The sequence below is a fragment of the Streptomyces sp. NPDC002588 genome (assembly GCF_040295925.1).
Taxonomy (GTDB): Bacteria; Actinomycetota; Actinomycetes; order Streptomycetales; family Streptomycetaceae; genus Streptomyces.
Genome location: NZ_JBEOWF010000067.1, coordinates 1 through 26,932, shown reverse-complemented (window position 1 = coordinate 26,932; position 26,932 = coordinate 1). Strand labels below are relative to the sequence as shown.

22 protein-coding genes are annotated in these 26,932 nt (G+C 72.3%); 12 read left to right on the top strand and 10 right to left on the bottom strand.

Going from position 1 to position 26,932, the window contains the following annotated elements; genetic code table 11:
- The 4 genes from ABT057_RS45600 to ABT057_RS45585 form a co-directional block, all read right to left on the bottom strand.
- Positions 1-1,617, bottom strand: a complete 1,617-nt coding sequence (locus ABT057_RS45600; RefSeq protein ID WP_352350641.1) for a serine/threonine-protein kinase — start codon at positions 1,615-1,617, stop codon at positions 1-3.
- A 60-nt stretch (positions 1,618-1,677) separates the two neighbouring features.
- Entirely contained in the window at positions 1,678-3,381 is a 1,704-nt protein-coding gene (locus ABT057_RS45595) for an urease accessory protein UreH domain-containing protein (protein ID WP_352350639.1), read from the bottom strand.
- Positions 3,378-4,979, bottom strand: coding sequence for a tetratricopeptide repeat protein (locus ABT057_RS45590; RefSeq protein WP_352350637.1), 1,602 nt, complete (start codon positions 4,977-4,979; stop codon positions 3,378-3,380). The genes ABT057_RS45595 and ABT057_RS45590 overlap by 4 nt, the downstream gene beginning before the upstream one ends.
- A 204-nt stretch (positions 4,980-5,183) precedes the next feature.
- Entirely contained in the window at positions 5,184-6,707 is a 1,524-nt protein-coding gene (locus tag ABT057_RS45585; RefSeq protein ID WP_352350635.1) for a DUF4331 domain-containing protein, read from the bottom strand.
- Between the two features lie 212 nt (positions 6,708-6,919).
- On the opposite strand from ABT057_RS45585, the gene ABT057_RS45580 reads away from it, so the two are divergent.
- The 3 genes from ABT057_RS45580 to ABT057_RS45570 all read left to right on the top strand — a co-directional run bounded on the left by ABT057_RS45580 (position 6,920) and on the right by ABT057_RS45570 (position 8,670).
- Positions 6,920-7,462, top strand: a complete 543-nt coding sequence (locus ABT057_RS45580) for a sigma-70 family RNA polymerase sigma factor (RefSeq protein WP_352350633.1) — start codon at positions 6,920-6,922, stop codon at positions 7,460-7,462.
- The gene (locus ABT057_RS45575) at positions 7,459-8,280 is read left to right on the top strand and encodes an anti-sigma factor (RefSeq protein ID WP_352350631.1); all 822 of its coding nucleotides are present in this window, start codon (positions 7,459-7,461) and stop codon (positions 8,278-8,280) included. Before ABT057_RS45580 ends, ABT057_RS45575 begins: the two co-directional genes overlap by 4 nt.
- Positions 8,281-8,406: 126 nt before the next feature.
- On the top strand, positions 8,407-8,670 hold the full coding sequence (locus ABT057_RS45570; RefSeq protein ID WP_352350629.1) for a hypothetical protein: 264 nt from the start codon (positions 8,407-8,409) through the stop codon (positions 8,668-8,670).
- A 91-nt stretch (positions 8,671-8,761) separates the two neighbouring features.
- Here ABT057_RS45570 and ABT057_RS45565 read toward each other — a convergent pair whose 3' ends face one another.
- The 3 genes from ABT057_RS45565 to ABT057_RS45555 are packed head-to-tail and all read right to left on the bottom strand — an operon-like array spanning position 8,762 to position 11,698.
- Entirely contained in the window at positions 8,762-9,958 is a 1,197-nt protein-coding gene (locus ABT057_RS45565) for a CaiB/BaiF CoA transferase family protein (RefSeq protein WP_352350627.1), read from the bottom strand.
- 13 nt (positions 9,959-9,971) lie between these two features.
- Positions 9,972-10,757 (bottom strand): ABC transporter permease, encoded by a 786-nt coding sequence (locus ABT057_RS45560; protein ID WP_352350625.1) that lies wholly within the window; start codon positions 10,755-10,757, stop codon positions 9,972-9,974.
- Positions 10,754-11,698 (bottom strand): ATP-binding cassette domain-containing protein, encoded by a 945-nt coding sequence (locus tag ABT057_RS45555; RefSeq protein ID WP_352350623.1) that lies wholly within the window; start codon positions 11,696-11,698, stop codon positions 10,754-10,756. The genes ABT057_RS45560 and ABT057_RS45555 overlap by 4 nt, the downstream gene beginning before the upstream one ends.
- Before the next feature lie 63 nt (positions 11,699-11,761).
- Between ABT057_RS45555 and ABT057_RS45550 the strand changes: the two genes are divergently transcribed.
- Positions 11,762-12,475: a TetR/AcrR family transcriptional regulator gene (locus tag ABT057_RS45550; RefSeq protein ID WP_352350621.1), complete on the top strand. Its 714-nt coding sequence runs from the start codon at positions 11,762-11,764 to the stop codon at positions 12,473-12,475.
- Here the strand turns inward: ABT057_RS45550 and ABT057_RS45545 are convergent.
- The 3 genes from ABT057_RS45545 to hmgA all read right to left on the bottom strand — a co-directional run bounded on the left by ABT057_RS45545 (position 12,472) and on the right by hmgA (position 15,800).
- Entirely contained in the window at positions 12,472-13,614 is a 1,143-nt protein-coding gene (locus ABT057_RS45545) for a type ISP restriction/modification enzyme (protein ID WP_352350619.1), read from the bottom strand. The two genes, ABT057_RS45550 and ABT057_RS45545, sit on opposite strands and share 4 nt — an antisense overlap.
- Positions 13,615-13,626: 12 nt before the next feature.
- The gene (locus ABT057_RS45540) at positions 13,627-14,376 is read right to left on the bottom strand and encodes a GntR family transcriptional regulator (RefSeq protein WP_352350617.1); all 750 of its coding nucleotides are present in this window, start codon (positions 14,374-14,376) and stop codon (positions 13,627-13,629) included.
- A 92-nt stretch (positions 14,377-14,468) separates the two neighbouring features.
- The gene (gene hmgA, locus ABT057_RS45535; RefSeq protein ID WP_352350615.1) at positions 14,469-15,800 is read right to left on the bottom strand and encodes a homogentisate 1,2-dioxygenase; all 1,332 of its coding nucleotides are present in this window, start codon (positions 15,798-15,800) and stop codon (positions 14,469-14,471) included.
- A 191-nt stretch (positions 15,801-15,991) separates the two neighbouring features.
- On the opposite strand from hmgA, the gene ABT057_RS45530 reads away from it, so the two are divergent.
- From ABT057_RS45530 to ABT057_RS45495, 8 genes are all read left to right on the top strand, one after another.
- Positions 15,992-16,504, top strand: coding sequence for a hypothetical protein (locus tag ABT057_RS45530; protein ID WP_352350613.1), 513 nt, complete (start codon positions 15,992-15,994; stop codon positions 16,502-16,504).
- An 85-nt stretch (positions 16,505-16,589) separates the two neighbouring features.
- Positions 16,590-17,207, top strand: coding sequence for a TetR/AcrR family transcriptional regulator (locus tag ABT057_RS45525; protein ID WP_352350611.1), 618 nt, complete (start codon positions 16,590-16,592; stop codon positions 17,205-17,207).
- Between the two features lie 122 nt (positions 17,208-17,329).
- Positions 17,330-19,570, top strand: coding sequence for a molybdopterin oxidoreductase family protein (locus ABT057_RS45520; protein ID WP_352350609.1), 2,241 nt, complete (start codon positions 17,330-17,332; stop codon positions 19,568-19,570).
- Positions 19,571-19,694: 124 nt separating this feature from the next.
- Positions 19,695-21,101, top strand: a complete 1,407-nt coding sequence (locus tag ABT057_RS45515; protein ID WP_352350607.1) for a CitMHS family transporter — start codon at positions 19,695-19,697, stop codon at positions 21,099-21,101.
- Between the two features lie 20 nt (positions 21,102-21,121).
- Positions 21,122-22,363: an MFS transporter gene (locus ABT057_RS45510; RefSeq protein ID WP_352350605.1), complete on the top strand. Its 1,242-nt coding sequence runs from the start codon at positions 21,122-21,124 to the stop codon at positions 22,361-22,363.
- Positions 22,364-22,926: 563 nt separating this feature from the next.
- Positions 22,927-24,261 carry an ABC transporter ATP-binding protein gene (locus ABT057_RS45505; RefSeq protein ID WP_352350603.1) on the top strand — a complete coding sequence of 445 codons (1,335 nt, stop codon included), beginning with the start codon at positions 22,927-22,929 and terminating at the stop codon, positions 24,259-24,261.
- 99 nt (positions 24,262-24,360) lie between these two features.
- Positions 24,361-25,749 carry an aldehyde dehydrogenase family protein gene (locus ABT057_RS45500; protein WP_352350601.1) on the top strand — a complete coding sequence of 463 codons (1,389 nt, stop codon included), beginning with the start codon at positions 24,361-24,363 and terminating at the stop codon, positions 25,747-25,749.
- Positions 25,750-25,762: 13 nt separating this feature from the next.
- Positions 25,763-26,842 carry a Zn-dependent alcohol dehydrogenase gene (locus tag ABT057_RS45495; RefSeq protein WP_352350599.1) on the top strand — a complete coding sequence of 360 codons (1,080 nt, stop codon included), beginning with the start codon at positions 25,763-25,765 and terminating at the stop codon, positions 26,840-26,842.
- The last annotated feature ends 90 nt before the right edge of the window (positions 26,843-26,932 follow it).

Below are 26,932 nucleotides of genomic sequence, written 5' to 3'. Positions count from 1 at the left end.
TCACTGGGACGGTGAGGACGAGGGGGAGGCCCCGCCCGACGGGGTCTCCGTCTCGCAGGTCACCGAGAACGGCACATAGTTCGACGTCGCCGACACCGGATCACGCACCTCGACACCGATGGAGTTCTGGTACGTCCCGCTCTCCGCGTACGTCGACACGATCACCGAGTCCTGCTTCGACTTCCCGCCACCAGACCCGAACTCCAGCGTCTTCCAGGTCTGCCCGGACAGCTCGCCCCTCTTCGACACCCAGCGGTAGGACACCGTGGCGGGCAGGTTGCCCACGGTGATGGTCGCGGTGAAGGACGGCGCGGAGTCGTCCTGCGGCGGGCAGGAGCCGCTGTAGTCCGTGTGGGCGCCCGTCACCGTGACCGAGACCGTCTGCTTCGGGGTGGTGGGCGACGGGCTGTGCGTCGGGCTCGCGGACGGGCTCGCCGGTCCACTGGACTCCTCCGTCCGCGTCGGCGTCGTCGTCACGCCCTGCGAGGCGCTGTTGGGGGTACCGGTGTCGTCCTTGGAGCCGTCGTCGCGGCTCAGCAGACCGTACGTCAGTCCGGCGACCGCCAGCGCGAGGACGGCCACACCCGCGACGATGGCCAGGCCGGCCCGCCGATTGCGGTCCGGCTCCGGGGGGCCCGGGGTGTCGCCGGCGGTCGTCCAGGGCGGCGTCGGGGACACCGGCCCCTGCCGGAAGGGCTCGGCCGGGGTGGAGACCGTCGGCTGATAGGGCTGCTGATACGGCGGATAGGGCTGGGGCGGAGTCGAACGGACCGTCTGGGCGAGCGGACTGCCGCCCGCCGCCACCACCCGCAGATCCTGCTCGGCCCGGTCCGCCGGGGTCCGCTGGGCCGGGTCCTTGCGCAGCAGGCCCTCGATCACGGGCGCCAGCGGACCGGCCCGGCGGGGCGGCGGCAGCTCCTCGTCGACGATCGCGCGCAGGGTGCTCAGCGGCGTGTCGTGCCGGAACGGGGAGTTGCCCTCGACCGCCGCGTACAGCAGCACGCCCAGCGACCACAGATCCGACTCGGGCCCCGGCGTACGCCCCAGCGCGCGCTCCGGCGCGAGGAACTCGGGGGAGCCGATGACCTCGCCGGTCATGGTGAGCGCCGAGGTGCCCTCGACCGTAGCGATGCCGAAGTCGGTGAGCACCACCCGGCCGTCGTTCGACAACAGCACATTGGCCGGTTTCACGTCCCGGTGCAGCACCCCGGCCTCGTGCGCGGCCCGCAGCGCGGCCAGCACCTCGGCGCCGATGTGCGCGGCCCGCGCCGGCTCCAGCGGACCCTCGGCGTCCAGCAGCTCGGCGAGGGAGATCCCGCGCACGATCTCCATGACGATCCACGGGCGCCCGTCCTCCATGGCCACGTCGTACACCGTGACCACGTTCCGGTTGGCGACCCGGGCCGCGGCCCAGGCCTCCCGCTCCAGCCGGGCGTACATCCGCTCGACGTCCGAGGCCGCCAGCCCGTGCGGGGCGCGCACCTCCTTGACGGCGACCTCGCGGTGCAGCACCTCGTCGCGGGCCCGCCACACCGTGCCCATGCCGCCCTCGCCGAGCGGGGAGAGCAGGCGGTAGCGGCCCGCGATCAGACGTTCACTGCCCGGTCCTTCGGACACCGCGTCCCCCATTCGCACTTCGTATCCGGGCGAAAACCTCCGCAACTCCACAAACGTAGCTCAGCCGAGCACGGATGCGGCCCCCTTGAGCACCAGTCCGGCTCCGAGCGCCACGACCAGCAGCGCGGACCACAGCGGCAGACTGCGGCGGACAAGCGTCAGCACGGGCCGCGAGGTCCACCGCGGGCGCCTGTTCATCAGACGGGTGGCGCCCGAGCCCAGCTTGACGACGGCGAACCCGGCGGCCGTGAGGGTCAGCGCGAGCCCGACGCCGTACGCGACGACGAGCAGCAGCCCGAACCAGGCGTGCCCGAGCGCCGCCGCGCCGACCAGCACGACCACGGCGGAGGGGCTGGGGACCATACCGCCGGCGAAGCCGAGGAGGATCGTGCCGCGGAGGGTGGGAGCGACCGCGTGCGTGTGCGTGCGTCCGCCGTGCGTGTGGGTGTGGCCCCCGTGGGAGTGCTCGTGCTCGTGATTGTGCTCGTGCTCGTGCTCGTGGTCTTCGTGGTCGTGCTCGTGGCCCTGGTGGGAGGGGGAGGCGGTCTTCTGGAGGGTGTGGGTGTGGGCGGTGACGGTGGGGGCGCCGGCCAGGACGAGTTCGCGGCTGGGGGCGTGGGAGTGGTCGTGACCGTGGGAATGGCCGTGCGAGTGGCCGCCGTCGGGACCATGGGTGTGGGTGTGCCCGTCACCGGGGCCGTGGCTGTGGCCGGGCCCGTGGCCCCGGTTGTGCCAGGCCCGGCGCACGAGGGACACGCCCGCGAAGAGCACCAGCGCGCCGCTCGCCAGCCCGAGCCAGGCGATCACCGAGGGCGCCGCGGCCGAACCGGCGCTGACCATGAGGCCGAGGGTCACCACGCCGAGGGTGTGGGTGATGGTGACCGACGCGGCCAGCGGCAGGACGTCCTTCATCCGGGCCTTGCCACCCCGGGCGGCCGCGGTCGCGGCCATGATCGTCTTGCCGTGGCCCGGCGCGACGGCGTGCATCGCGCCGAGGAACACGGCGATCACCAGGGCCAGCGCGGCGAAGCCGACGGTGAGGTCCTGCCGGGCGACCAGGTGGTCCAGGGCCCGGGTCCAGCGGTCGGCGCCCCGCGGGAGCACGGACGCGGCGGGGGCGTCGCGGTCCTCCTCGACGAGCGCCGGGCCACCGGGCCGCACCATCAGCGCGGCGGTCGCGGTGTCGGCGGGCGAGGAGAGCAGTTCCTTGGGGTACGTCGTCAGCTCGTCCGAGACCGACTTCTTCGGCACGTCGGACCTGGTGAGGGTCATCCGGTCGCCGCGCGCGGTGATCTCGCGCCAGCCCGGGCCGGTGGTGGCGCCCGCGCTGTGGAAGGTGAGGGAGAGCGCGTCCCCGCCCGTCTCACTGGGCAGGGACGCCGTCAGCCGGCACTCCACGCGCAGGGTGTTCAGTCCGGCCTGACCGGGCCGCAGCGTCGCCTTGGCGCTGCCCGCGGTGAGGGTGACGGCACTGCCGTCGACGGTGACCTTGCTGCCGCTCGCGGCGGTGGCGCAGCGCTCCCGGGCCCAGGCCTTCATGCCGAGCCGCTCGATGTCTGGCTTCGCCTGGGTCGCCGGGATCTCGGCGAGGTCCTCGACGTGGTCCACGCGGAGCTGTCCGGGGGCGGCGACGAGACCGTCGTAGCGGTTGACGGTGAAGTTGCCGAGGGGGTGTGCGCTCGCGCTGGTGGAAGGAACCAGCGCGAGCGCGACGCCGGCCGTGAACACGGCCGCGCAGGAGGCGAACAGACGACGGGTTTTCACTTGTCCGCCTCCAGCGTCTTGAGTGCCGTACGGGCCTCGCGGGCGCCCAGCGGGGAGAAGCCGGGGTTCAGCTTCAGGGCGGCGGAGAGGTGGGTACGGGCGTCCTCGGGGTGATCCGTGGCTTTCTCGATCACTCCGCGGTGGTACAGGAAGGTCGCGTTGTGGTAGCCGGTGGCCGTGGCCTGCCGGGCGTAGGTCAGGGCCTCGGCGTCCTTGCCGTTCACGTGCAGGGCCCAGGCGAGAGCGTCCGCGGTGTGCACGGTGTGCCGGCGGGACCAGTCGTCGCGGGCCGCGCGCAGGGCCGTGGCCTTGTCTCCGTGGTCGGCGGCGGCGAGCGCGGTGTCGAGGTCGGCGTTGACGCCGTTGGCCCGGGCGATCGCCGTCCAGGCGTCGACGAGGGAGTACTGGTTCTGCGCCTTGTCCTTGTCGCCCTTCGCGCCGCGGGCCTCGTACAGCTCGCCGAGCTCGACGAGCGGGCCGGGCAGCGGGTAGCGGGCGACGACGGCCTCCAACCCCTTGACCGCCTCCGCCTGCCGGCCACTCGCGGCCTGGGCGCGGGCCCTGCCCTCCAGGGCCGGGAGGTAGGAGTCGTCGGCGGCGAGGGCGCGGGCGTAGTGATCGAGGGCCTCGTCGTACTGGCCCTGGTTCCAAGCGAGTTGGCCGAGCTGGGAAGCGACGTAGGCGATGTCGCCGGGTGAAGTCGAGGCGGAGAGAGCCTGGTTGAGGACCCGACGGGCGGTGGTGACGTCGCCGCGCAGCTCGTGGACGTACGCGTAGCGGGTGAACACCGGTACGCCCGGGCGTCGTTCGTCCGCGAGGTTCGCGGCCTTCTCGGCGTCGTCGTAGCGGCCGAGTTCGACGAGCGCGTCGATCCGGGAGCACAGGGCGCGTTCGCTGTAGGGGTTCTCCTTCAGGGCGCGGTCGGCGTACTTCAGCGCGTCCGCGAACTGGTGGCGGGCGGCCGCGAGCGCGGCCTGCCCGGCCAGCGCCTCGTCGTTGTCCGCGCGCAGCGACAGGGACTTCTTCAGGGCCTGTTCGGCCTGGGGGTAGCGGGAGGGATCACCCTTGGTGCGGGCCTGCTCGACATAGGCGAGCCCGAGGGTGGCCCAGCTGCCGAAGTCCTTGGGCTGGGCGCGCAGATGCGCCTGGAGGGCCTTGATGGCGGTGTCCAGGTCGCCGCTGGCGAGCAGTCCGGGCGAGACGGCCGCGGCGGTGGCCACCTGCGGCTGCGGGTCGTCCCGGAGCGCGCCGAGCGCGATCGACCCGGCGGTGAGAGCCACGGCCAGCATGGCGGCACAGGCCCCGAGTTCGACGCTCCGCCAGCGGCGTCCGGCGGCGGCGACCCGTCGGACGGCGGCGACCTTGACATCACCCTCGAGGCCCTCCGCGGCCTTCTCCGAGGAGGCCGTCTGCGAGGAGGCCGTCTGCGAGGAGGTCTCCTCCGAGACGGGCTTCTCCGAGGCAGGCGTCTCGACAGCGAGGTCCCCGTCCGGCGCCGCTTCGTCCTGCGAGTCGACCTGAGAGGAAGCCTCGGGAGCGGCCTGAGGGGCGACTGCGTGCTCGCTCTCCGGTTCGCCGTCGTTCGTACGCGGGGACATGCCCTCTCCTAGGTCGCCTGGGGGTGTATCAACCTGCGGGGGTGTGGGGGGTGGCGCGGCCCGCGCCGTGGGGGATGAGTACGCGGGCCGCGCCAGTCTGGGGTTGGGGCGGGCCGGGGAGCGCAGGATTCTCCCCGGCCCGCCGAGGGCTGGTCCTCCGGATCTCGGCGGAGTCCCGGCCCTGGCAGGGTGCCGACCGGGTGCCTAGTGGCGCCGGTAGGACGGGCGGCTCATCCGGCGCCACCACATCAGGCCACCGCCGATGAGGAGGATGCCGGCCGCGCCCGCGCCCGCGGAGGCGGCGATCAGCGGGGTGTTCTCGGACGTCGTGCCGGCCAGGCCGTCACCCAGGGCGCTCTTGGTGTCGGCGCTGCTCTTCGCGGTCTTGCCACGCGAACCCTCGGTGGGCAGGGCGATGTACGGGAAGTACTTCTCGAAGCTCTTGTCGTTCTTGTCGACCGCGTCACCCAGGTCGTTCTTGGAACCGACCAGTTCACCCTCGACGACCTGCAGCGAGGCGTCGATCACGTCGTCGGTGAGACGACGGCCGTTCGGGAAGCCCGCGGTGTCGCCGTCCAGCACGCCCAGGCGCTTCGGGTGCATGGCCGGCTTGATGGAGGTGTTGAGGCGCAGCTCCTCCGAAGGCGTCACGTACGGAGGCTGGTTGAGGTCCTTGACGCCCTTCAGGAACACGTCGACGAGGTCGTTGCGCGGCTCCGTCGGGGCCTTGATCTTGAAGATCGCCTCGATGAGCTTGGGCAGCTCGGGGTTGGTGACGTTCTTCAGGAACTGGCCGTCGTCCTTCGGCTGGGACGCGTTGAACTTGTCCTTGTCCTTCAGCGGGTTGACGACCTCGTTGACCAGCGGGTTGCCCAGGCGCGAGACCTGGGAGTAGTAGCCCTGGGCGTTCTTGCGCGAGGTGGTCGTCCAGATGCCGACGATCGGCTGCTTCTTCGACTCGGCGATCATGTCGTTCGGCACCTGAAGGGCGATGGTGTTGACGTTGTAGCCCTTGAGGGTGTCGTTGCCGACCTCGGAGAGGTCGCCGCCGTACAGCAGGTCGAAGACGCGCAGGTCGGCGAAGAACGGGTCGTCGGCCTGGCCGGCGAACGTCTTCGAGCCGTTGGACAGCTTGTAGATCGCCTCGTCGCGCAGCTTCGAGTACTTCGGCATCGACGCCTTGCCCACGTTGGACGGCGCCACCGGCACGTCGTCCGCGAGCTTGGTGTCGTGCTCGACCTTCCCCTTCTTGAGCTTGATGAGCTCCAGGTCGTAGGACTGCGTGACGTTGAGGTCGGGGTCCGCGAGGTTGTCGACCACACCGGTGTTGTAGAGGAACGACTTCCGGTTCTTGACGTTCGTCTTGAAGGTGTAACGGAAGATCAGGTCTTCCTTGGCGTCACCGTCGTTGTCGATGCGGAGGTCGTACTGGGCGTCCTCGGCGAACTGGTAGAAGTTCGGGCCGCCGCCGGGCTCCTCGAACGGGATGACGTTCGCGATGATGGTGGTCGTGTCCGGGTGGTCCGGGCTGACGAACGCGTAGAGGTCGGTGTCGTCGTACTGCGGGGTCCCCGAGATCAGGGGGGCCTCGCGGTGGCTGGAGGCCTGTGCGGCCCCCGGAGCCAGCACTACGACGCCGGCGGCCGTGAGCGCCCCGGCGGCAAGTGCCCCACTGATGAGAGTCGCGACGCCCTTGCGTCCCGGGCCGCTCTTGGAGATAGCTGTCATGCCGTCCTGCCGTCCGTCCTCTGTGCCAACTTGCCTGACGGACAGTGATACGAAGCGGAGGGCCATTCGGATTGGTCAAAATCAAAAAACTTTTTTTCGCTGTTCGATTGACGTTTCGGGCCCGCTGATCCGTACCCCATCCGGAGGTGTGTCCGTTGCGAATGCCTGGTGTGACGGGGCGGCCCGGGTGTGGCCGCGGAGAGGGGGACCGGATGGAGGCGGACGAGCTGCTCGTGCTCGTCGCGGGGGGCGACCAGCGGGCATTCGAGCAGTTGTACGGACTGGTGTCGGGGCCGGTGTTCGGACTGGTGCGCCGGGTCGTGCGCGACCCCGCCCAGTCGGAGGAGGTCGCGCAGGAGGTCCTTCTGGAGGCATGGCGGTCCGCCGCCCGCTTCGACCCCGGCCGGGGCAGTGCCCTGTCCTGGATCCTCACCCTCGCCCACCGCCGCGCCGTCGACCGGGTGCGCAGCGCCCGCGCGGCCAGCGACCGGGAGCAGCGCGAGGGCCGGCGCTACCACGACCCCGCCTTCGACCAGGTGACGGAGGAGGTGGAGGCGGGCCTGGAGCGCCAGTTGGTGCGCCGCTGTCTGGACCGGCTGACGACGCTCCAGCGGCAGTCCGTCACCCTCGCCTACTACGACGGCTACACGTACCGTGAGGTGGCCGAGCGGCTCTCGCTGCCGCTGGGCACCGTGAAGACCCGGATGCGCGACGGACTCACGCGACTGCGCGACTGTTTGGGAGGTGTCGCGTGAGCGTCCTCGGATCACTGTTCCACCGGGAGGACCTGCACTCGCTGGCCGCCCCCTACGCTCTCGACGCCCTCGAACCCGACGAGCGCCGTCGCTTCGAGAAACATCTCAAGGGCTGCACCCGCTGTGCCGCCGAGGTGCGCGCGCTGGCCGAGGACGCCGTCCGGCTCGCCTGGTCCCAGGCCGCGCCACCGCCGGCCGCGATGCGCGACCGGGTGCTGGCCGCCGTACGCGCCACCCCGCAGGAGCCCGGGCGTGCGCCGGTACGTGAGCACGCGCCTCAACTGCCCCCACACGTCTGGGGCACGCAGCCGCCGCCCGGACGCTCCCGTGCGCCCCGCGCGCGCCGCCCGCTGTTCGCCCCCTTCGCCACGGTCACCGCCGCCGCGGCCCTCGTCGTCGCCTCGCTCTTCGCCGTCCAGGCCAACCGGACGCAGGACAGGCTGGACGCCGAGCGCTCGCAGGCACGTGAGATCGCCCACGTTCTCGCAGCTCCCGACGCCCTGGCGACGAACGGCAGCGACGCGAAGGGCCGCAATATCGGAGTGATCGCTTCCGCATCCGAGGGGGAGGCGATCGTCACCCTCAGCGGATACGGCGAACTGCCCAGCGGACGGGTGCATCAGCTCTGGCTCATGCGCCCCAACGTGCAACCACGCTCCCTCGGGCTCTTCGACGCTGACACGCCCTTGGTCGCGACCGGTCTCGACAAGACATCGACATCACTCGCTGTGACCGTGGAGCCCGACGGGGGATCAGCTCAGCCCACCAGCCAGCCGATTGTCCAACTCACCCTGAAATCGGTTGGATTCGGAGAGTGATCGAAGTGGGTAGGTCAACCCCCTTGTGGGCAAGGTGAATCCTGAGAGCTCGATACACGCGTGCCCGCACGGGGCGATAGGGTTACCCTGCCCGGGCCGGGTGGACTCGTACGGGTGGGGAGTGACATGGAACAGATAACGATGCGCAGCAGGGCGAGGGTCCCTGCGATCACCTGCGGGAGCAGCGCGACCAGTTCGCGGCTCGACCGCCATCTCTCGGTGCTGGGTGGCCCTGCCATACCGCAACGGGAGACGGTCGAGGCGACCTCGCTGATGCGGGAGCTGACCGCGCGTGCGCCCCGCGAGCGCAACTCCAGGACAGCCCGTGTCTCGCTGTTCGCGCCGCTGCGCCGACTGCGCCGCTCGCTGTTCGGCGGACACAAGCACTGAGTCCCGCGCCCAGGACCTGTCCGGCCGATCGCGTCGCAGACGCCCACCCAGTCGCCGCCGCTCTCCTGCGGCCTGATCGGCCGGACAGTTCCTAGGCGGCCACACCGTCCTGGCGCAGCGCTGCGATCTCGTCGTCCGTCATCCCCACGGCACGCAGCAGTGCTTCGGTGTGTTCCCCGAGCGCGGGCACGTCCCCCATCCGCGCCTCCGACCCGCCCGGCAGTGTGATCGGAGGCAGCAGCGCCCGCAGCGGCCCGGCCGGCGTCCCCACCTCCCGCCACCGCTCACGGGCCGCCAGCTGCGGATGCTCGGCCAGCTCACGCAGATCCCTCAGGCGCGCGCAGGCGATGCCCGCGCCCTCGAGGCGGGCCAGCGCCTCATCGGTGGCCAGCTCGCCCAGCGCCGCCGCCACCAGCGCGTCCGTGCTCTTCCGGTTCGTCACCCGCGCCGCGTTCGTCGCGTATGCCGGATCCATCCCCAAATCCGGCCGCCCGACCACCTGTTCGGCGAGCCGGCGCCACTCCCTGTCGTTCTGCACCGACAGCAGCACCCGCCCGCCGTCGGCCGTGGCGTAGGCGTCGTAGGGTGCGATCACGGCGTGCGCCAGACCGGTGCGCGCCGGGGGAGTGCCCCCGTGGATCGTGTGGTGCAGCGGATGCCCCATCCACTCGGCCAGCGCATCCAGCATCGACACCTCCACCGGCCCGCCCCGCCCGGTCGTGCCCCGCCGCACCAGTGCCGCCAGCACTCCCGAGAAGGCGTACATGGCCGCCGCGATGTCCGCCGCAGGGATCCCCGCCTTCACCGGCTGCTCCGGCGTCCCGGTCACCGACACCAGCCCCGCCTCGCACTGCACGAGCATGTCGTACGCCCGTTTGTCCGCGTACGGCCCCTCGGCGCCGTATCCGGAGATGTCCACGGCGACCAGCCGCGGATGCGCCGCGCACAGCGTGGCCGCGTCCAGGCCGAGCCGGGCCGCGGCGCCGTGCGCCAGGTTCTGCACGAACACGTCCGCGTCCGCGATCAGCCGCCGTACGACGTCCAGGCCGCGCGGGTCCTTCAGGTCCAGGGCGATGGACTCCTTGCCCCGGTTGCACCACACGAAGTGTGAGGCGAGCCCGCGGGCGGCGGTGTCGTAGCCGCGCGCGAAGTCGCCGCCGTCGATCCGCTCCACCTTGACGACCCGGGCGCCGAGATCGGCGAGCTGCCGGGTGGCGAAGGGGGCCGCGACGGCCTGTTCGACGGCGACGACGGTGAGGCCCGCCAGAGGCAGGGGGAGTCCATCCATGGGACGGATCATGTCACCGGTCGGTGTGGGCGTACCTCCGCACGGCGAGCGGCAGGAAGACGGCGAGCAGCACCGCGCACCAGGCCAGCGAGCCGGCCACCGGATGCGCCACCGGCCAGGCCGCCCCCTCGGGGACCGGAGCGTTGCCGAACAGGTCCCGCAGAGCCGTCGTCACCGCGCTGAGCGGGTTCCACTCGGCGACCGTGCGCAGCCAGTCCGGCAGGTTGTCGGTCGGGATGTAGGCGTTGGACAGCAGCGGCAGCATGAAGGTCGCGCTGCCCAGCTGGCCGGCCGCCTCCTCGCTGCGGGACAGCAGCCCGAGGAGAATCCCGGTCCAGGTGCACGCGAACCGGAACAGCAGCAGCAGGGCCACCGCGCCGACCGCGGCCGGCGTCGACCCCTCCACCCGCCAGCCGACCGCGAGGCCCACCAGCAGGAAGGGGACCGTCCCCGCCGCCGTGACGAAGAGATCGGCGACGGCCTGCCCGAGGGGCACCGCCGCCCGGCTCACCGGCAGGGTGCGCAGCCGGTCCGTCACACCCCGGTGGACGTCCTGCGCCGCCTGGAACATGCCCGTCATGATCCCGTTGGCCGCGGTCGCCACCAGCAGGCCCGGCACCAGGAAGGAGCGGTACTCGGCACCCGGCATCGCCAGCGCGCTGCCGAAGACGTAGCCGAAGAACAGCAGCATCGTGATCGGCATGGTCTGGGTGAGGATCGGGAGCGCCGGGTTGTTGCGGACCCGCAGCAGCTGCCTGCCCAGCATCGCAGTGCCGTCGAAGGCGAGGGTGCTGCTCATGCCGCGATCTCCTGTTCGGCCGTGAGACGCAGGAACACGTCGTCGAGGGTGGGTGGTTTGAGGCTCGCGTCCAGCAACGGCACGCCCGCCGCGTCGAGTTCGCGCACCAGCCGGGGAAGGGTGAGGGTGGTGTCGCGGGTGACCGCGCCGACGGCGGCCCGGTCGTGGTCGAACGCCGGCTCGGCGCCGGTGAGCCGGTCGAGCACGCCCGCCGCCTTCGGCAGCGCGTCCGGGTCGGCCACGACGACCTCGGCGTAGGAGCCGATGAGGGCCTTGAGGTCGCGGGGCGAACCGGTGTGGGCGACGCGTCCGCGGTCCACCAGGGCGATGTCGTCGGCGAGTCGGTCCGCCTCCTCCAGGTACTGGGTGGTCAGCAGGACCGTCGTGCCGTCCTGCTTCAGCTCCCGCACGGCGTCCCAGATGCCGGTGCGGGAGGCCGGGTCGAGCCCGGTCGTCGGCTCGTCGAGGAAGAGGACGTCCGGGCGGCGGACCAGGCTCGCCGCGAGGTCGAGCCGGCGGCGCGTCCCGCCCGAGTAGCTGGACACGGGCCGGTCGGCGGACTCGGTCAGCCCGAAGCGGGCGAGCAGGTCGTCGGCGCGCCGGGCCGGGCCGCGCACCCGGTGCAGCCGGGCGAAGAGGCGGAGGTTCTGGCGGCCGGTGAGGTCGCCGTCCACCGACGCGTACTGCCCGGTGACGCCGATCGCGCGCCGTACGGCGGCCGCCTCCCGGACCAGGTCGTGGCCCGCGACCCTGGCCGAGCCGGCGTCCGGGCGCAGCAGTGTGGTCAGCAGCCGGACCGCCGTGGTCTTGCCAGCGCCGTTCGGCCCGAGGATCCCGCAGACCGTCCCCTGCGGCACCGCCAGGTCCAGGCCCCGCAGGGCGCGCACCTCGCCGAACCGCTTCTCCAGGCCTTCACTAAGTACAGCGTACGTAGTTGTCATGGGTCGACCATAGCGCACTACGTACGGTGTACGTAACTAGGATGGTGTGCGAGGTGATGACCGATGGCGGGCCGAGCGGCCGTACCCGAAGTGATCTGGGCCCGTCCCGAGCGGACGGGCCGGGGGCCGAAGCCCGCGTTCACGCGCGCCGACGTCGCGGCGGCCGCCGTGCGGATCGCCGACGAGGGCGGCCTCGACGCGGTGTCCATGCGGCATGTGGCCGCCGCGCTGGGCTGCGGGACCATGTCGCTGTACAACTACGTCCCCCGTAAGGAGGACCTGTACGAGCTGATGGTGGACGCGGTCAGCGGCGAGCACGAACTGTGGGAGCCGGACGGGGACTGGCGCGCGGCCATGCTGCGGGTGGGCCGCGAGACGCGGGCGCTGATGAAGCGTCACCCCTGGCTGCCCCGGCTGATGTCACCGGTGTACGGCTTCAGCCCCAACGCGCTGCGGTACCTGGAGCACTGCCTCACCTGCCTGGACCCGCTGGACATGAAGTACGGCATGAAGATCCAGCTGATCGCCATGCTCAACGGGGTCGTGACGACGTACGTCGCCAATGAGCTGGCCACCGCCGAGCGGACCCGCTCCCTGCCCTGGTCGGCGGAGCAGGAGAACGCGGTGCGGATCGCCTATCTGGGCAGCCAGGTGGCGAGCGGGGCGTATCCGCGGATGGCCGCGGCCTTCAGCGAGGATCCGGGGCCGATCGATCTGGAGGCCGTGTTCGAGACGGCGCTCGAAAGGGTGCTGGACGGGTTCGTTCCCAGGTCCTAGAGAAGTGCGAACTGGCCCTCCGGGCCCTCCTCGTGGTGGTCCAGGACGGTTGCCGGGTGGCGGGCCGAGTCCGGGACCGGCAGGATGCCCGCCGCCCGGAGCTCCGAGCCGGTGACCGGATCCGTGACCTCCAACTCCGCCTGCTCTGCACGCACTTCGTCCAGCAGCGCCAACACGGTGATCAGCTCGAGGAGTTCGGAGGTCCACGCCTGCTGCCAGGCCGGCGGGCGGATCGCCGCCAGGGTGCCCGGTTCGGCGCTCTCCGCCGTGCGCGCCGCGAACCAGTGCTCGAGGACCCGGACGCCCGGGGCGCTCTCGAAGTCCCAGGCCTGCGGCGGCACCGGGGAGATGCGGCCCCCGTCGACGTGGAGGGCCTCCTCGTCGCGGTCGTAGTGGACGGTGAGCGGACGCGCCGGGAGCGGGGCGCGCACGTAGGGCCGCCGGCCGCCCGGGAGCTTGGGGCGCTCGCCGCCGCGACGCAGGAGCCGCAGGGCGCGGTGGCCCAGCTCGGCACCCCGGGCCCACAGCTCGCGGTCCCGGGTGAGGGGGACGGTGCCGTCCGGGCGGATCGCGGTCAGGGCCCAGGCCAGGAAGTCCACCGGATCGGGGGAGTGGCCCAGGTGCTCCAGCAGCCCGGGCGCCAGGTTCGGTTCCGCGCCGCCCGGCCGCCGGTACAGCGGGCGGACCCGGCCGGGCCGCACGAGCGGGATCGACGAGGTCGCCAGCGGGGGCGCGTCCGGTGTCTCCACCACGAACACCTGCCGCCCGTCCGCCACCCGCCACAGTTCCGGGCGGGCCGCGTCGATCAGCCGGTGGTCGGGGATGAGCCACTGCTCGTCGAACGGCGCGGCCAGCACCCGCACGGGCTCCGGGCAGGGCCCCGAGGCGCGGACCAGTTTCCCGGTGCCGCCGGACTGCCCGGGCAACTGCCCGACCGCCGAGTGCAGGGTGCGGGCCCGCGTCGGCTCGAAGAGGGTCTCGCGGTCCGGCCCCTCGGCCTTCACCAGGGCGTCCCAGCGGGCTTTCAGGGAGGCCGGGTCGGGTGCCGCCGGCCACCCCCGGCCGAGCCGCGGCGGTGCGACGGACCACGGCATGAGGTCCGCCAGCGGCGGAGCGTCGTCGTGCGTCACGCTGGGCATCGTAGACGGTGCTCAGGTCGCGTCGAGGGTGACCGTGAACGAGAAGCGGTCCCCCCGGTAGAGGATGACGGCCGCGTCGAGCACCTGCCCCGCCGGGTCGTGGATGACACCCGTGTAGTGCAGGATCGGGCTCAGCAGCGGCACGTCGAGCAGCCGGGCGGTCTCCGGGTCCGCGAGCCGGGCCTCGACGGTGTCGGTGATCCGGCCGATGTCCGCGCCCACGACGTCCCGCAGCACCTTGGTCATCGGCCAGCGGACCAGATCCTCCGGGTCGATGCGCGCGGCGATCTCGGGACGGACGTAGTTGCGGGCGTGGTTGGTGGGCTCGCCCGTCTTCTCGTCGCCGCGCAGCCGGTGGTACGTCGCGACCTCGGCCAGGTCCGGGAAGTGTTCGGCGAGTTCGGCGGGCACCGCCGCCATGCCGTGGGCCAGCAGCTTCGTCACCATGCCCGACTGCTGGGCCACGATCGCGTCGACCGATCCCAGCAGCCGCACGGGGGCGCCTCTTCGGGCACCGGGCTCGATGAACGTGCCACGCCGCCGGTGCCGGGTGATCAGCCCCTCGCCCTCCAGCTCCTTCAGTGCCTGCCGCATGGTCAGCACGCTCACCCCGTAGTGCCCGGCCAGCTGTTCCTCGGTGGGCAGGCGCAGCGGGTCCCGGGGCGAGCGGCCGAGTATCGAGGCGCGCAGCGACTGCGACACCTGGTACCAGAGCGGCAGCTTGCGGTTGAGGACGATCGAGTCCGGGGCGAAGGAGGTCACGGGGCCATCCGTACCGGTAGGCAATCTTCAGTGCAAGGGAGCCTCGGGGCGGGGGCTTCTCGGCGCAAGGGAGCCTCGGGGCGGGCGGCCTCTCAGGGCAAGGGGCGGAAATGACGCTCCAGACCCCGCCACACGTCGTCGTAGCGCTGCTGCAGGTGCTCCGCGCCGGCCGCCTGCGGGGTGAGCGTGAGCGGCCACCGCGTCTCGAACATGAACGCCAGCCCGTCGTCGATCCGCTGCGGCCGCAGCTCGGCGGCGCTCGCCCGGTCGAACGTCTCCCGGTCCGGACCGTGCGCCGACATCATGTTGTGCAGCGAGCCGCCACCCGGCACGAAGCCCCCCTTCCCGGCCGTCTTCGCGTCGTAGGCGCCCTCGATCAGGCCCATGTACTCGCTCATCACGTTCCGGTGGAAGTACGGCGGCCGGAAGGTGTCCTCACCGACCAGCCAGCGCGGCGCGAACACCACGAAGTCCACCCCGGCCAGACCGGGGGTGTCGGACGGCGAGGTCAGCACGGTGAAGATCGACGGGTCGGGATGGTCGTACGAGATGGTCCCGATGACGTTGAAACGGCGCAGGTCGTACACGTACGGGACGTGGTTGCCGTGCCAGGCGACCACGTCGAGCGGGGAATGGTCGTAGGCCGCCCGCCAGAGGTTGCCGCAGAACTTGTTCACCACCTCCACCGGGCCCTCGACGTCCTCGTAGGCCGCGACCGGCGCCCGGAAGTCGCGCGGGTTGGCGAGCCCGTTGGCGCCGATCGGGCCGAGGTCGGGCAGCCGGAACGGCGCGCCGTAGTTCTCGCAGACGTAGCCGCGGGCGGCGGCGTCCAGCAGTTCCACCCGGAAACGGACCCCGCGCGGGACCAGCGCCACCTCGCCGGGCTCCGCGTGCAGCAGCCCGAACTCCGTGCGCAGCAGCAGCCCGCCCCGCTCGGGGACGATCAGCAGCTCGCCGTCGGCGTCGCTGAACACGACCCGGTCCATGGAGGCGTTGGCGTGGTACAGGTGCACGGCCACACCGGTGCGCCGGGCGGCGTCGCCGTTGCCGCCGAGGGTCCACAGCCCGGCCAGGAAGTCCGTGCCCTCCGCGGGCTCCGGCAGCGGGTCCCAGCGCAGCCGGTTGGGGTCGGGGACGGTCTCGGTGAAGGGGCCGGTGCGCAGGGAGCCGTTGCCGGCGCGGGTGAACGCCGGGTGGGCCGCCGAGGGGCGGATCCGGTACAGCCACGAGCGGCGGTTGTGGGCGCGCGGCTCGGTGAAGGCCGTACCGCTGAGCTGCTCGGCGTAGAGGCCGAGGGGGGCGCGCTGCGGCGCGTTGCGGCCCTCGGGGAGGGCGCCGGGCACCGCCTCGGAGGCGTGCTCGTTGCCGAAGCCCGAGAGGTACGACAGCCCCTCGGCCGTCTTGCGTGCGTCCCCGCTGCTCATGTCGCTCCCCTGCCTGCCGGGTCCTCGCCCCCGATTCCTATGCATCACCGTAGGATTGCGTTTTCACGGGCGCAAGAGGTCCGCCGGTTCCCCTCGTGCGCCGGTCCTCCTCTCGGAGGACGACCGGATCCGTCCAGAACCAGCCTCCAGGGGGATCCACGGTGTCGGACAGGTGCTCTAACCTCCCGGGCATGTCGTGGAAGCGCGCAATCGTCGCCGCGCTCGCGGTCTGTGTCCTGCTGCTGACCGGAGCCGCAGGCTGCGGCTCCGGCGGTGCGCAGGAGCGGGGGACCGTCGTGTCCCCCTCACCCGTGGGCAAGGTCCTGGACAACACGGACGACGACGGGCGTCACTACCGCGAGGTGGACAAGAAAGGGGCGCCCGTGGTCGGCGTGGAGGTGCAGCCCGACGCCGACGGCAGCTGGGACGTCCGGCTGAAACTGGCCAACTTCCGCCTCTCGCAGTCCGGCGACCCGGCGAAGGCGGTCACGGGCCACGGCACCGCCCGCCTCTACGTGGACGGCCAGCCCGTCGCCGATCTGCGCACCCGGGCCTACCGCATCCCGGCCGGCTACCTCCCGCACGGAACGCACCAGGTCACCGCCCGGCTCTACGCGGACGACGGCACGGTGTGGGCGGTGGAGGGAAAGCCGGTCCAGAGCACGGCCGCGATCACGGTCTCCGAGCCCTCCCCCTCCCCGTGACCACCTCGGAAGCCCGGTCGGATGCGTCAGGTACGTTTCCCGGTACTCGGGGGCGAGGTTCACCAGGCCGCGGCGGAAAGGCATCATGAGGTCCGTGCCCCAAGCGACATCGCTCCGTCGTGCGCCCGTCCAGCGGCGCAGTGCCGAACGGCTGACCAGAATCCTCGACGCCTGCGCCGACCTGCTGGACGAGGTCGGCTACGACGCCCTGAGCACCCGGGCCGTCGCCCAGCGCGCCGGTGTGCCCATCGGCTCCGTCTACCGCTTCTTCGGCAACAAGCGGCAGATGGCCGACGCCCTCGCGCAGCGCAATCTGGAGCGCTACTCCGAGCGGGTCGCCGAGCGGCTGAAGGGGGCCCGGCACGGCGACTGGCGGGCCGCCATGGACGCCGTACTGGACGAGTACCTCGCCATGAAGCGCACCGCGCCCGGCTTCTCCCTCGTCGACTTCGGCAACCAGATCCCGGTCGGCGCCCGCCACGCCGAACCCAACCACCGCGTCGCCGACCGTCTGACCGACCTCCTCTCCGACTATCTCGACCGCGCCCCCGACGAGGATCTGCGCCGCACCTTCCTGATCGCCGTGGAGACCGCCGACACCCTGGTCCAGCTGGCCTTCCGGGTGGATCCGGAGGGGGACGCGAAGGTGATCGGGGAGACCCGGGAGCTGCTGCGGGCCTATCTGGCGAGAGTGCTCGACTGACGGTCGCGCCCGACGGGGGCCGCGGAGGGACGCGGCCGACGGTCACCGCCGACCCCTCGCCGTAGGGCATACCGGTCGGTATGCTCGGCCGGGACGAGGCAACGCCGCCCCCAGGAGGACCCGTGTCCCGCACCGCCCTGCGAATCTGCCCCCTGTGCGAGGCCACCTGCGGGCTGACGCTCACCATCGAGGGGACCAGGGTCACCGGCGCCCGAGGTGACCGTGAGGACGTGTTCAGCAAGGGGTTCATCTGCCCCAAGGGTGCCTCCTTCGGGGCCGTCGACGGCGACCCCGACCGGCTGCGCACCCCCCTCGTCCGCAAGGACGGCGAGTTGCGCGAGGCCACCTGGGCGGAGGCCTTCGACGCGGTGGCCGCCGGGATCCGCCCCGTCGTCGAGCGGCACGGCCCGCACGCGGTCGGAGTCGTCCTCGGCAACCCCAACGTGCACACCATGGCCGGCGCCCTCTACCCGTCCGTGCTGCTCGCCGGGCTCGGCACCCGCAGTCTGTTCACCGCCTCCACGGTCGACCAGATGCCCAAGCACGTCTCCAGCGGACTGCTCTTCGGCGACGCGAACGCCATCCCGGTGCCCGATCTGGACCACACCGACCACCTTCTGGTGATCGGCGCCAACCCCCTGGAATCCAACGGGAGTCTGTGCACCGCCCCCGACTTCCCCGGCAAGCTCAAGGCCCTCAGGGCGCGCGGCGGCACCCTCACCGTCATCGACCCGCGCCGCACCCGCACCGCGAAACTCGCCGACCGGCACATCGAGATCCGGCCCGGCGCCGACGCCCTGCTCCTCGCCGCGATGGCGTACACGCTCTTCGAGGAAGAGCTCGTGGATCTGGGGGAGTTGACCCCCCATGTCGAGGGACTCGACGAACTCCGGGACGCGGTCAGGGACTTCACCCCCGAAGCCGCGGCCCCCGCCTGTGACGTCGACGCCGGGACCATCCGCACCCTCGCCCGCGAACTCGCCGCGGCCCCCACCGCCGCCGTCTACGGCCGCATCGGCAGCTGCACGGTCCCGTTCGGCACCCTGGGCAGCTGGCTCGTCGACATCCTCAACATCCTCACCGGCAACCTGGACCGCCCCGGCGGCGCCCTCTTCCCGCAGTCCCCCACCGACCGGACGCCCCGCCCGGCCGGCCCCGGGCACGGCTTCCGGCTCGCCCGCTGGCACTCCCGCGTGAGCGGCCACCCGGAGGCCAAGGGCGAGCTGCCGCTCTCCGCGCTCGCCGAGGAGATCGACACCGCCACCGAGGAGGGCGAGCCGGTCCGCGCGCTCATCGCGGTGGCCGCCAACCCCGTCCTCTCCGCGCCGGACGGCGACCGGCTCGACAAGGCGCTCGGCTCCCTCGACTTCATGGTCAGCGTCGACCCCTACCTGAACGAGACCTCGCGCCACGCCCACGTCGTCCTGCCGCCGCCCCCGCCCTCCCAGAGCGCACACCACGACTTCGCCTTCAACACCCTCGCCGTGCGGGGGCAGGCCCGCTACTCGCGTCCCGCCGTCCCGCTGGGGCCCGGCAGGATGGCCGAGACCGAGATCCTCGCGCGGCTGATCCTGGCGGCCACCGGCATGCACGGCGCCGACCCGTCCGCCGTCGACGACCTCGTCATCGGCCAGACCCTCGGCAAGGCCGTCAAGGAGCCGCACTCGCCCGTCCACGACCGTGACCCGCAGGACCTGGCCGCCCTGCTCACCGGCGAGAACGGCCCCGAGCGGCGGCTCGACCTGATGCTGCGCCTGGGCCCCTACGGCGACGGCTTCGGCGCCCGGCCGGACGGGCTGAGCCTGGAGAAACTGCTCGCCCACCCGCACGGCATCGACCTCGGCCCCCTGCGCCCCCGCCTGCCGCAGCCGCTGAAGACCAGGAGCGGCCGGATCGAACTGCTGCCGCAGCCGATCGTCGACGATCTGCCCCGGCTCGAGAAGGCCCTGCGCGAGCGGCCGACGGGGCTCGTCCTCGTCGGGCGGCGCCACCTGCGGTCCAACAACAGCTGGATGCACAACGTCCCCGCCCTCACCGGCGGCACCAACCGCTGCACCCTGCACATCCACCCCGAGGACGCCGAACGCCTCGGCGTGCGCGACGGGGCCGCCGTACGCGTCAAGGGAGCCGGGGGAGAGGTGACGGCCCCGGCAGAGGTCACCGACGGCGTCCGCCGGGGTGTGGTGAGCCTTCCGCACGGCTGGGGCCACGACCGGCCGGGCACCCGCCTCAGCCACGCCGCCACGGACCCCGGCGTCAACGTCAACCAGCTCCTCGACGGCAAACTGCTGGACCCGCTGTCGGGCAACGCGGTCCTCAACGGCGTGCCCGTCGAGATCACGGCACTCGCGGCACAGCTGTGACCTGGAATATTGCGCTTATTGCTCGCACGTCAACTACTTGTTAACGCCGATTGAACGGACCTAACGTCAACGCACCGCCGACCCCCAGGTGGGATGTTCAAGGGCGAACGTTAGGTATCCACTCATGTTGACCATCCTCGGCTTCGCCATGATCGCGACCTTCCTGGTCCTGATCATGCTGAAGAAGATGTCGCCGATCGCGGCACTCGTTTTGATCCCGGCGTTGTTCTGCGTCTTCGTCGGAAAGGGCGCCAAGCTCGGTGACTACGTCATCGAAGGCGTCGGTAGCCTCGCCCCCACGGCGGCGATGCTCATGTTCGCGATCGTCTACTTCGGTGTGATGATCGACGTCGGCCTCTTCGACCCGATCGTCCGGGCGATCCTGAAGTTCTGCAAGGCCGACCCGCTGCGCATCGTCGTCGGCACGGCGCTGCTCGCCGCGATCGTCTCGCTCGACGGCGACGGCTCCACCACCTTCATGATCACCGTCTCGGCGATGTACCCGCTGTACAAGCGCCTGAAGATGAGCCTGGTCGTGATGACCGGTGTGGCCGCGATGGCCAACGGCGTGATGAACACGCTGCCCTGGGGCGGCCCCACCGCCCGCGCCGCCACCGCGCTCAAGCTCGACGCCAGCGACATCTTCGTGCCGATGATCCCGGCCCTGGCCGTGGGCCTGGCCTTCGTCATCGCGCTCTCCTACGTCCTCGGCCGCCGTGAGCGGGCGCGGCTCGGCGTGCTCACGCTGGACGAGGTGCTGGTGGAGGAGAAGGAGCCCGAGACCGTTCTGGTCGGCGCGGGCGCCGGATCGGGATCCGGCACGGGCACCTCGAAGGCCACCGGCGGCTCCGGCTCGGCCCTCCCCGAGGAGGAGCCCCAGGACGACGGCTTCCGCGGCCTCGACCCGAACCGCGCCACCCTGCGCCCCAAGCTGTACTGGTTCAACGCGCTGCTCACGGTCGCCCTGCTCACCGCCATGATCATGGAGTGGCTGCCGATCCCGGTGCTGTTCCTGCTCGGCGCCGCGCTCGCGCTCACCGTGAACTTCCCGCACATCCCGGACCAGAAGGCCCGCCTCGCCGCCCACGCCGACAACGTCCTCAACGTCGCCGGCATGGTCTTCGCCGCCGCCGTCTTCACCGGCGTCCTGCAGGGCACCGGCATGGTCGACCACATGGCCAAGTGGATGGTGGACGTCATCCCCGCGGGCATGGGCCCGCACATGGCGCTCGTCACCGGCGTCCTGAGCCTCCCGCTCACCTACTTCATGTCCAACGACGGCTTCTACTTCGGCGTCCTCCCGGTCCTCGCCGAGGCCGGCGCCGCCCACGGCGTCACCCCGCTGGAGATGGCCCGCGCCTCGCTCGTCGGCCAGCCCCTGCACATGTCGAGCCCCCTCGTCCCGGCCGTCTACGTCCTCGTCGGCATGGCCAAGGTCGAGTTCGGCGACCACACCCGCTTCGTGGTCAAGTGGGCCGCCCTCACCTGCCTGGTCATCCTCGGAGCGGGCATTCTGTTCGGCATCATCTGACGCACGGGAGGACTCACGTCATGGGGCCCGGTAGGAACCGCGGCTGGCTGCTCCGCCTCGTCATCGCCTTCGGCTTCGCGCAGGGGGCGGTGTCGATGGCCCGGCCCGCCGTCTCCTACCGGGCCCTCGCGCTGGGCGCCGACGAGCGGGCGATCGGCGTCATCGCGGGCGTGTACGCGCTGCTCCCGCTCTTCGCCGCCGTACCGCTCGGCCGCCGCACCGACCACGGCCGCTGCGCCCCGCTGCTGCCGGCCGGCGTGGTCCTGATAGCCGGCGGCTGCGCGCTCAGCGGCCTCGCCGGCTCCCTGTGGACGATGGCCCTGTGGAGCGGGGTGATGGGCCTCGGCCACCTCTGCTTCGTCATCGGCTCCCAGTCACTGGTCGCCCGCCAGTCCGCGCCGCACGAACAGGACCGCAACTTCGGCCACTTCACCATCGGCGCCTCCCTGGGCCAACTGGTCGGCCCGGTAGCGGCGGGCGCCCTGATCGGCGGCGACGACATGGCCCGCAGCAGCGCGCTCGCCCTGCTCGTCGCCGGCGCGGGCTGCGCGGTCGCGTTCACCTCCCTGTGGCGCATAGAACACCGCGACACGGCGCCCAAGGCCCGTACCGCACAAGGCGACCGCGTCCCCGTCGGCCGCATCCTGCGCACCCGGGGCGTCCCCGCCGGCATCTTCGTCAGCCTCGCCGTGCTGTCCGCGACCGACATCCTCACCGCCTACCTCCCGGTGGTCGGCGAACACCGCGGCATCGCGCCCTCCGTCGTCGGCGTGCTGCTCAGCGTCCGCGCGGCCGCCACCATCGCCTGCCGGCTCGTCCTCACCCCGCTGCTGCGACTGCTCGGCCGGACGCTGCTGCTCGCCGTGACCTGTCTGCTGGCCGCGCTGCTGTGCGCCGGGATCGCGCTGCCGGTGCCGGTGTGGGCACTGGGCGGGATGCTCGCCGTCCTCGGCTTCTGCCTCGGGGTCGGGCAGCCGCTGTCCATGACGACCGTCGTACAGGCCGCACCCGACGGCGCCCGCTCCACGGCACTCGCGCTCCGGCTCACCGGCAACCGTCTCGGCCAGGTCGCCGCCCCCGCCGCGGCCGGACTGGTCGCCGGGGTGGCGGGCGTGGCCGCGCCCTTCGTGATGCTGGGCGCGCTGCTCCTGCTGTCCGCGGGCGTGGCCCTGCGCTCCCCGGCGAAACCGGCCAAGCAGCCGGAAACCGTCGCCGAGTCCCACAGCCCCGGGGCGGCCGTGGGCCGCAGGAACGACAACTGACCCCGCCCGCGCGAGCCGCACGGCCGGCCTCGCGCCCGGACCGCACGGCCGGACTGGGTTCTCGTCGGGCCGCGCGACTGGATTCTCGTCGAGCTGCGTGGCTGGTCTCTTGCTCGGGCTGCGTGGCTGGTCCCCGGCCCGGGTCGCATGGTCGGTTCCTTGTTCGGGTTGCCCCGTTTGGTTCGTTGCTCGGGTTGTACGGGTGGGTCCGTCGCCGGGCCGCGTGGCTCGGCTCGTGCTCCGGCCGCGTGGTTGCCTGTTGCTCGGGTCGTGTGGTTGGCCTGTTGCCCGGGCCGCAGGTCCGGTGCCGTGCCGGGCCGTAACTGGCGGTGTCTTTCTCGGGTCGCACGCCTGGTCCCGCCCCCCGGCCGCCCGGTCCGTCCCGCCGCACGGGCCGCCCGCCCGGCCCCCGCCGGGCCGGATTCGGCGCTGCCTGAACCAGACCGTCCGGTTTCTCGTCTGTCGGACCCCGACGCCCGATCCGGGCGTGTCTCTTCCCCCGGGTGCGCACATTCCGTTAACTTCCGTGACTCACCAGACCAGTGAGCCCCCGGGACACGCCCATGACACGCGCCATCACCCTGCTCGACGTCGGCAAGGTCCACCCAAAGGGTGTCCGCGCCGTCGAACGGCTGTCGCTGGACATCCGTCCCGGCGAGTTCCTGGTCCTGCTCGGCCCCTCCGGCTGCGGCAAGTCCACGGTGCTCAGAATGATCGCCGGCCTGGAACACATCACCGAGGGGGAGCTGTACCTCGACGGCTCCTACGCCAACGACCTGCCGCCCTCCGAGCGGGACATCGCGATGGTCTTCCAGAACTTCGCGCTCTACCCGAACATGACCAGCCGCGACAACATCGGCTTCCCGCTGCGGATCGAGACCCCGGGGGCCGACCCCCGCCCACGGGTGGACGCCACCGCCCGGATGCTCGGCATCGAGGACCTCCTCGACCGCTTCCCCGCCCAGCTCTCCGGCGGCGAACGCCAGCGCGTCGCCATGGGCCGGGCCATCGCCCGCCACCCCTCGGCCTTCCTGATGGACGAGCCGCTGTCCAACCTCGACGCCAAGCTCCGCAACCACCTCCGGGCCGAGATATCCAAGCTGACCCGGGAGCTGGGCGTCACCACGGTCTACGTCACCCACGACCAGGCCGAGGCGATGTCGCTCGGCGACCGGGTCGCCGTCCTGCGCGGCGGGATCCTCCAGCAGCTCGACAGCCCGCGCGCGGTCTACGCCCTGCCCCGCAACGTCTTCGTGGCCGCCTTCATCGGCACCCCGCGCATCAACCTCCTGCGCGGCCTGGTCCGCGCCCCGCTCGACGGTGCGATGACGATCAGTCTCGGCAAGCAGGCACTGCGGCTGCCCGAGCCGCTCTCCCAGGACCACCGGCTGCTGCGGGTGCAGCAGGGCCGCGAGGTGATCGTCGGCCTGCGCTCGGAGGCCGTGCGCATCGCCACCCCCGCCGAGGCCCGCCCCGAGGAGACGCACATCACCGGGCTCGTGGAGCACGTGGAGTTCCAGGGCCACGAGGTGCTGGTCCATTTCAACACCGGCTCGAGCCCTGCCCTCGTCCCCGAACTGGAAGCCCCGCGCCCGCTGGTGCCGCGGTCCCGGCGCCGCCGCGAGGGCCGGGTCCTGGACCGGTTCCGGGGCCGCGGCGGAAGCCTGCGGGCGGGTCCCGTCGTCGTCCTGGACGAGCAGGTCGGGTCCGGTGTCCGGTCCACCGGCCCCGAGGCCCGTGTCCCCGGCGATCTCGTGGTGCGCACCACCCCCGACTTCGACCTCCGGTACGGCATGCAGGTCCCCCTTCTCGTCGACACCGTCCACCTCTTCGTCTTCGACCAGCACGGCGAACGCATCTGCCCGGCGCCTGCGCGCCTGCCCGATCTGGAAGAGTGAGGTGCCGCACCCCTGTCGCGTGAGGAGTCCCCTGGTGCCCAAAAACCATCGGCTCTAGTTTGGGGCGCGGACGACGAGAACCGCCCCGGAAGGAACGCGATGAAGGCACACGACGGCATCTACCTCGACGGCGACTGGCGCCCGGCCCTGGGCCAGGACGTGATCGAGGTCGTCGACCCGGCCGACGAGCAGGTGATCGCCCGGGTCGCGGCGGGCGGTGCCGAGGACGTCGACGCCGCCGTCCGCGCCGCCCGCGCCGCGCTCCCCGGCTGGGCGGCCACCCCGCCCGCCGAGCGCGCCGCCCGCCTCACCGCCCTGCGGGACGTCCTGGCGGCCCGCAAGGACGAGATCGCCGAGACGGTCACCGCCGAGCTCGGCTCCCCGCCGGCCTTCTCCCAGGCGGTCCAGGCCGGCCTGCCGATCGCGGTCGCCGGCTCCTACGCCGAACTCGCCGCGACCCACTCCTTCGAGGAGAGGGTCGGCAACTCGACCGTCCACCAGGAGCCGATCGGCGTGGTCGGGGCCATCACGCCCTGGAACTACCCGCTGCACCAGATCGTCGCCAAGGTCGCCCCGGCCCTGGCCGCCGGCTGCACGGTGGTCCTGAAGCCCGCCGAGGACACTCCGCTCACCGCCCAGCTCTTCGCCGAGGCGGTCCACGAGGCGGGCGTCCCGGCCGGTGTCTTCAACCTGGTCACCGGACTCGGCCCGGTCGCGGGGCAGGCCCTCGCCGAACACCCCGGCGTCGACCTCGTCTCCTTCACCGGCTCCACGGCCGTGGGCCGGCTGATCGCCGCCACAGCCGGCGCCGCGATCAAGAAGGTGGCCCTCGAGCTCGGCGGCAAGTCCGCCAACGTCATCCTGCCGAGCGCCGATCTCGCCAAGGCGGTCAACGTCGGTGTCGCCAACGTGATGTCCAACTCCGGCCAGACGTGCAGCGCCTGGACCCGGATGCTGGTCCACCGCGACCAGTACGACGAGGCCGTCGCGCTCGCCGCCGGCGCCGCCGCCAGGTACGGCGACCGCATCGGCCCGGTCGTGAGCGCCAAGCAGCAGGCCCGGGTGCGGGGTTACATCGAGAAGGGCGTGGCCGAAGGCGCCCGCCTCGTCGCGGGCGGCCCCGAATCCCCACGTGAGCGCGGCTACTTCGTCGCCCCGACGGTCTTCGCCGACGTCACCCCGGACATGACGATCGCCCAGGAGGAGATCTTCGGCCCGGTCCTGTCGATCCTGCGCTACGAGGACGAGGAGGACGCCCTGCGCATCGCCAACGGCACGGTCTACGGCCTGGCCGGCGCGGTCTGGGCCGGCGACGAGACGGAGGCGGTGGCCTTCGCCCGCCGGATGGACACCGGCCAGGTCGACATCAACGGCGGCCGCTTCAACCCCCTTGCCCCGTTCGGCGGTTACAAGCAGTCCGGCGTCGGCCGCGAACTCGGCGCGCACGGCCTCGCCGAGTACCTCCAGACCAAGTCCCTGCAGTTCTGAGGAGGTTGCCGACGTGGTTCGCGCCGCCGTACTTCCCGCCGTCGGGGCTCCGCTGGAGATCACCGACATCGACCTCCCGGACCCCGGTCCCGGCCGGGTCCGCGTCCGTCTCGCCGCCGCCGGCGTCTGTCACTCCGACCTGTCCCTCTCGAACGGAACCATGCGGGTCCCGGTCCCGGCCGTCCTCGGCCACGAGGGCGCGGGCACGGTCGTGTCGGTCGGAGAAGGAGTCACAGGGGTGGCGCCGGGGGACGGTGTCGTCCTCAACTGGGCTCCCTCCTGCGGCAGCTGCCACGCCTGCACGTTGGGCGAGGTCTGGCTGTGCGCCAACGCGCTGACCGGCTCCGCCGACGTGTACGCCCGCACCGCCGACGGCACCGACCTGCACCCCGGTCTCAACGTGGCCGCGTTCGCCGAGGAGACGGTCGTACCCGCGTCCTGTCTCCTGCCGCTGCCCGACGGCGTTCCCCTCGCCGACGCGGCCCTCCTGGGCTGCGCGGTCCTCACCGGCTACGGCGCCGTCCACCACTCCGCGCGCGTCCGCCCCGGCGAGACGGTCGCCGTCTTCGGCGTGGGCGGAGTCGGCCTCGCCACCCTTCAGGCGGCCAGGATCGCCGGCGCCTCGACCATCGTCGCCGTGGACGTCTCCCCGGAGAAGGAGGAGCTCGCCCGCTCGGCGGGCGCCACGCACTACGTCGTGGCCTCCGAGGACACCGCCCGTGAGATCCGCGCCCTCACCGGGAGACAGGGCGTCGACGTGGCCGTGGAGTGCGTGGGCCGCGCGGTCACCATCCGCACCGCCTGGGAGTCCACCCGGCGCGGCGGCCGCACCACGGTCGTCGGCATCGGCGGCAAGGACCAGCAGGTCACCTTCAACGCCCTGGAACTCTTCCACTGGGGCAGGACCCTCTCCGGCTGTGTCTACGGCAACTCGAACCCGGCCCAGGACCTGCCGGTGCTCGCCGACCACATCCGCGCAGGCCGCCTGGACCTCTCCGCCCTGGTGACGGAACGGATCGCCCTGGAAGGCATCCCGGCGGCCTTCGAGAACATGCTGGCGGGCAAGGGCGGAAGGGCACTGGTGGTCTTCTAGGGCGTGTTTCGAAAGTAGCGTCGTCTGCCCGAAGGGCAGGCCTGGCGGCGTCTGGTGCGTGCGATCGCAAGGCGGAGGGTCGCCCCGATA

What these genes read in the sequence shown, in the direction of transcription:
- ABT057_RS45590 (WP_352350637.1), bottom strand. Translation starts at nt 4,979, where the DNA reads ATGTCCCCGCGTACGAACGACGGCGAACCGGAGAGCGAGCACGCAGTC.
- ABT057_RS45585 (WP_352350635.1), bottom strand. Translation starts at nt 6,707, where the DNA reads ATGACAGCTATCTCCAAGAGCGGCCCGGGACGCAAGGGCGTCGCGACT.
- ABT057_RS45580 (WP_352350633.1), top strand. Translation starts at nt 6,920, where the DNA reads ATGGAGGCGGACGAGCTGCTCGTGCTCGTCGCGGGGGGCGACCAGCGG.
- ABT057_RS45570 (WP_352350629.1), top strand. Translation starts at nt 8,407, where the DNA reads ATGGAACAGATAACGATGCGCAGCAGGGCGAGGGTCCCTGCGATCACC.
- ABT057_RS45565 (WP_352350627.1), bottom strand. Translation starts at nt 9,958, where the DNA reads ATGGATGGACTCCCCCTGCCTCTGGCGGGCCTCACCGTCGTCGCCGTC.
- ABT057_RS45560 (WP_352350625.1), bottom strand. Translation starts at nt 10,757, where the DNA reads ATGAGCAGCACCCTCGCCTTCGACGGCACTGCGATGCTGGGCAGGCAG.
- ABT057_RS45555 (WP_352350623.1), bottom strand. Translation starts at nt 11,698, where the DNA reads ATGACAACTACGTACGCTGTACTTAGTGAAGGCCTGGAGAAGCGGTTC.
- ABT057_RS45550 (WP_352350621.1), top strand. Translation starts at nt 11,762, where the DNA reads ATGGCGGGCCGAGCGGCCGTACCCGAAGTGATCTGGGCCCGTCCCGAG.
- ABT057_RS45545 (WP_352350619.1), bottom strand. Translation starts at nt 13,614, where the DNA reads ATGCCCAGCGTGACGCACGACGACGCTCCGCCGCTGGCGGACCTCATG.
- hmgA (WP_352350615.1), bottom strand. Translation starts at nt 15,800, where the DNA reads ATGAGCAGCGGGGACGCACGCAAGACGGCCGAGGGGCTGTCGTACCTC.
- ABT057_RS45530 (WP_352350613.1), top strand. Translation starts at nt 15,992, where the DNA reads ATGTCGTGGAAGCGCGCAATCGTCGCCGCGCTCGCGGTCTGTGTCCTG.
- ABT057_RS45525 (WP_352350611.1), top strand. Translation starts at nt 16,590, where the DNA reads ATGAGGTCCGTGCCCCAAGCGACATCGCTCCGTCGTGCGCCCGTCCAG.
- ABT057_RS45515 (WP_352350607.1), top strand. Translation starts at nt 19,695, where the DNA reads ATGTTGACCATCCTCGGCTTCGCCATGATCGCGACCTTCCTGGTCCTG.
- ABT057_RS45510 (WP_352350605.1), top strand. Translation starts at nt 21,122, where the DNA reads ATGGGGCCCGGTAGGAACCGCGGCTGGCTGCTCCGCCTCGTCATCGCC.
- ABT057_RS45505 (WP_352350603.1), top strand. Translation starts at nt 22,927, where the DNA reads ATGACACGCGCCATCACCCTGCTCGACGTCGGCAAGGTCCACCCAAAG.
- ABT057_RS45500 (WP_352350601.1), top strand. Translation starts at nt 24,361, where the DNA reads ATGAAGGCACACGACGGCATCTACCTCGACGGCGACTGGCGCCCGGCC.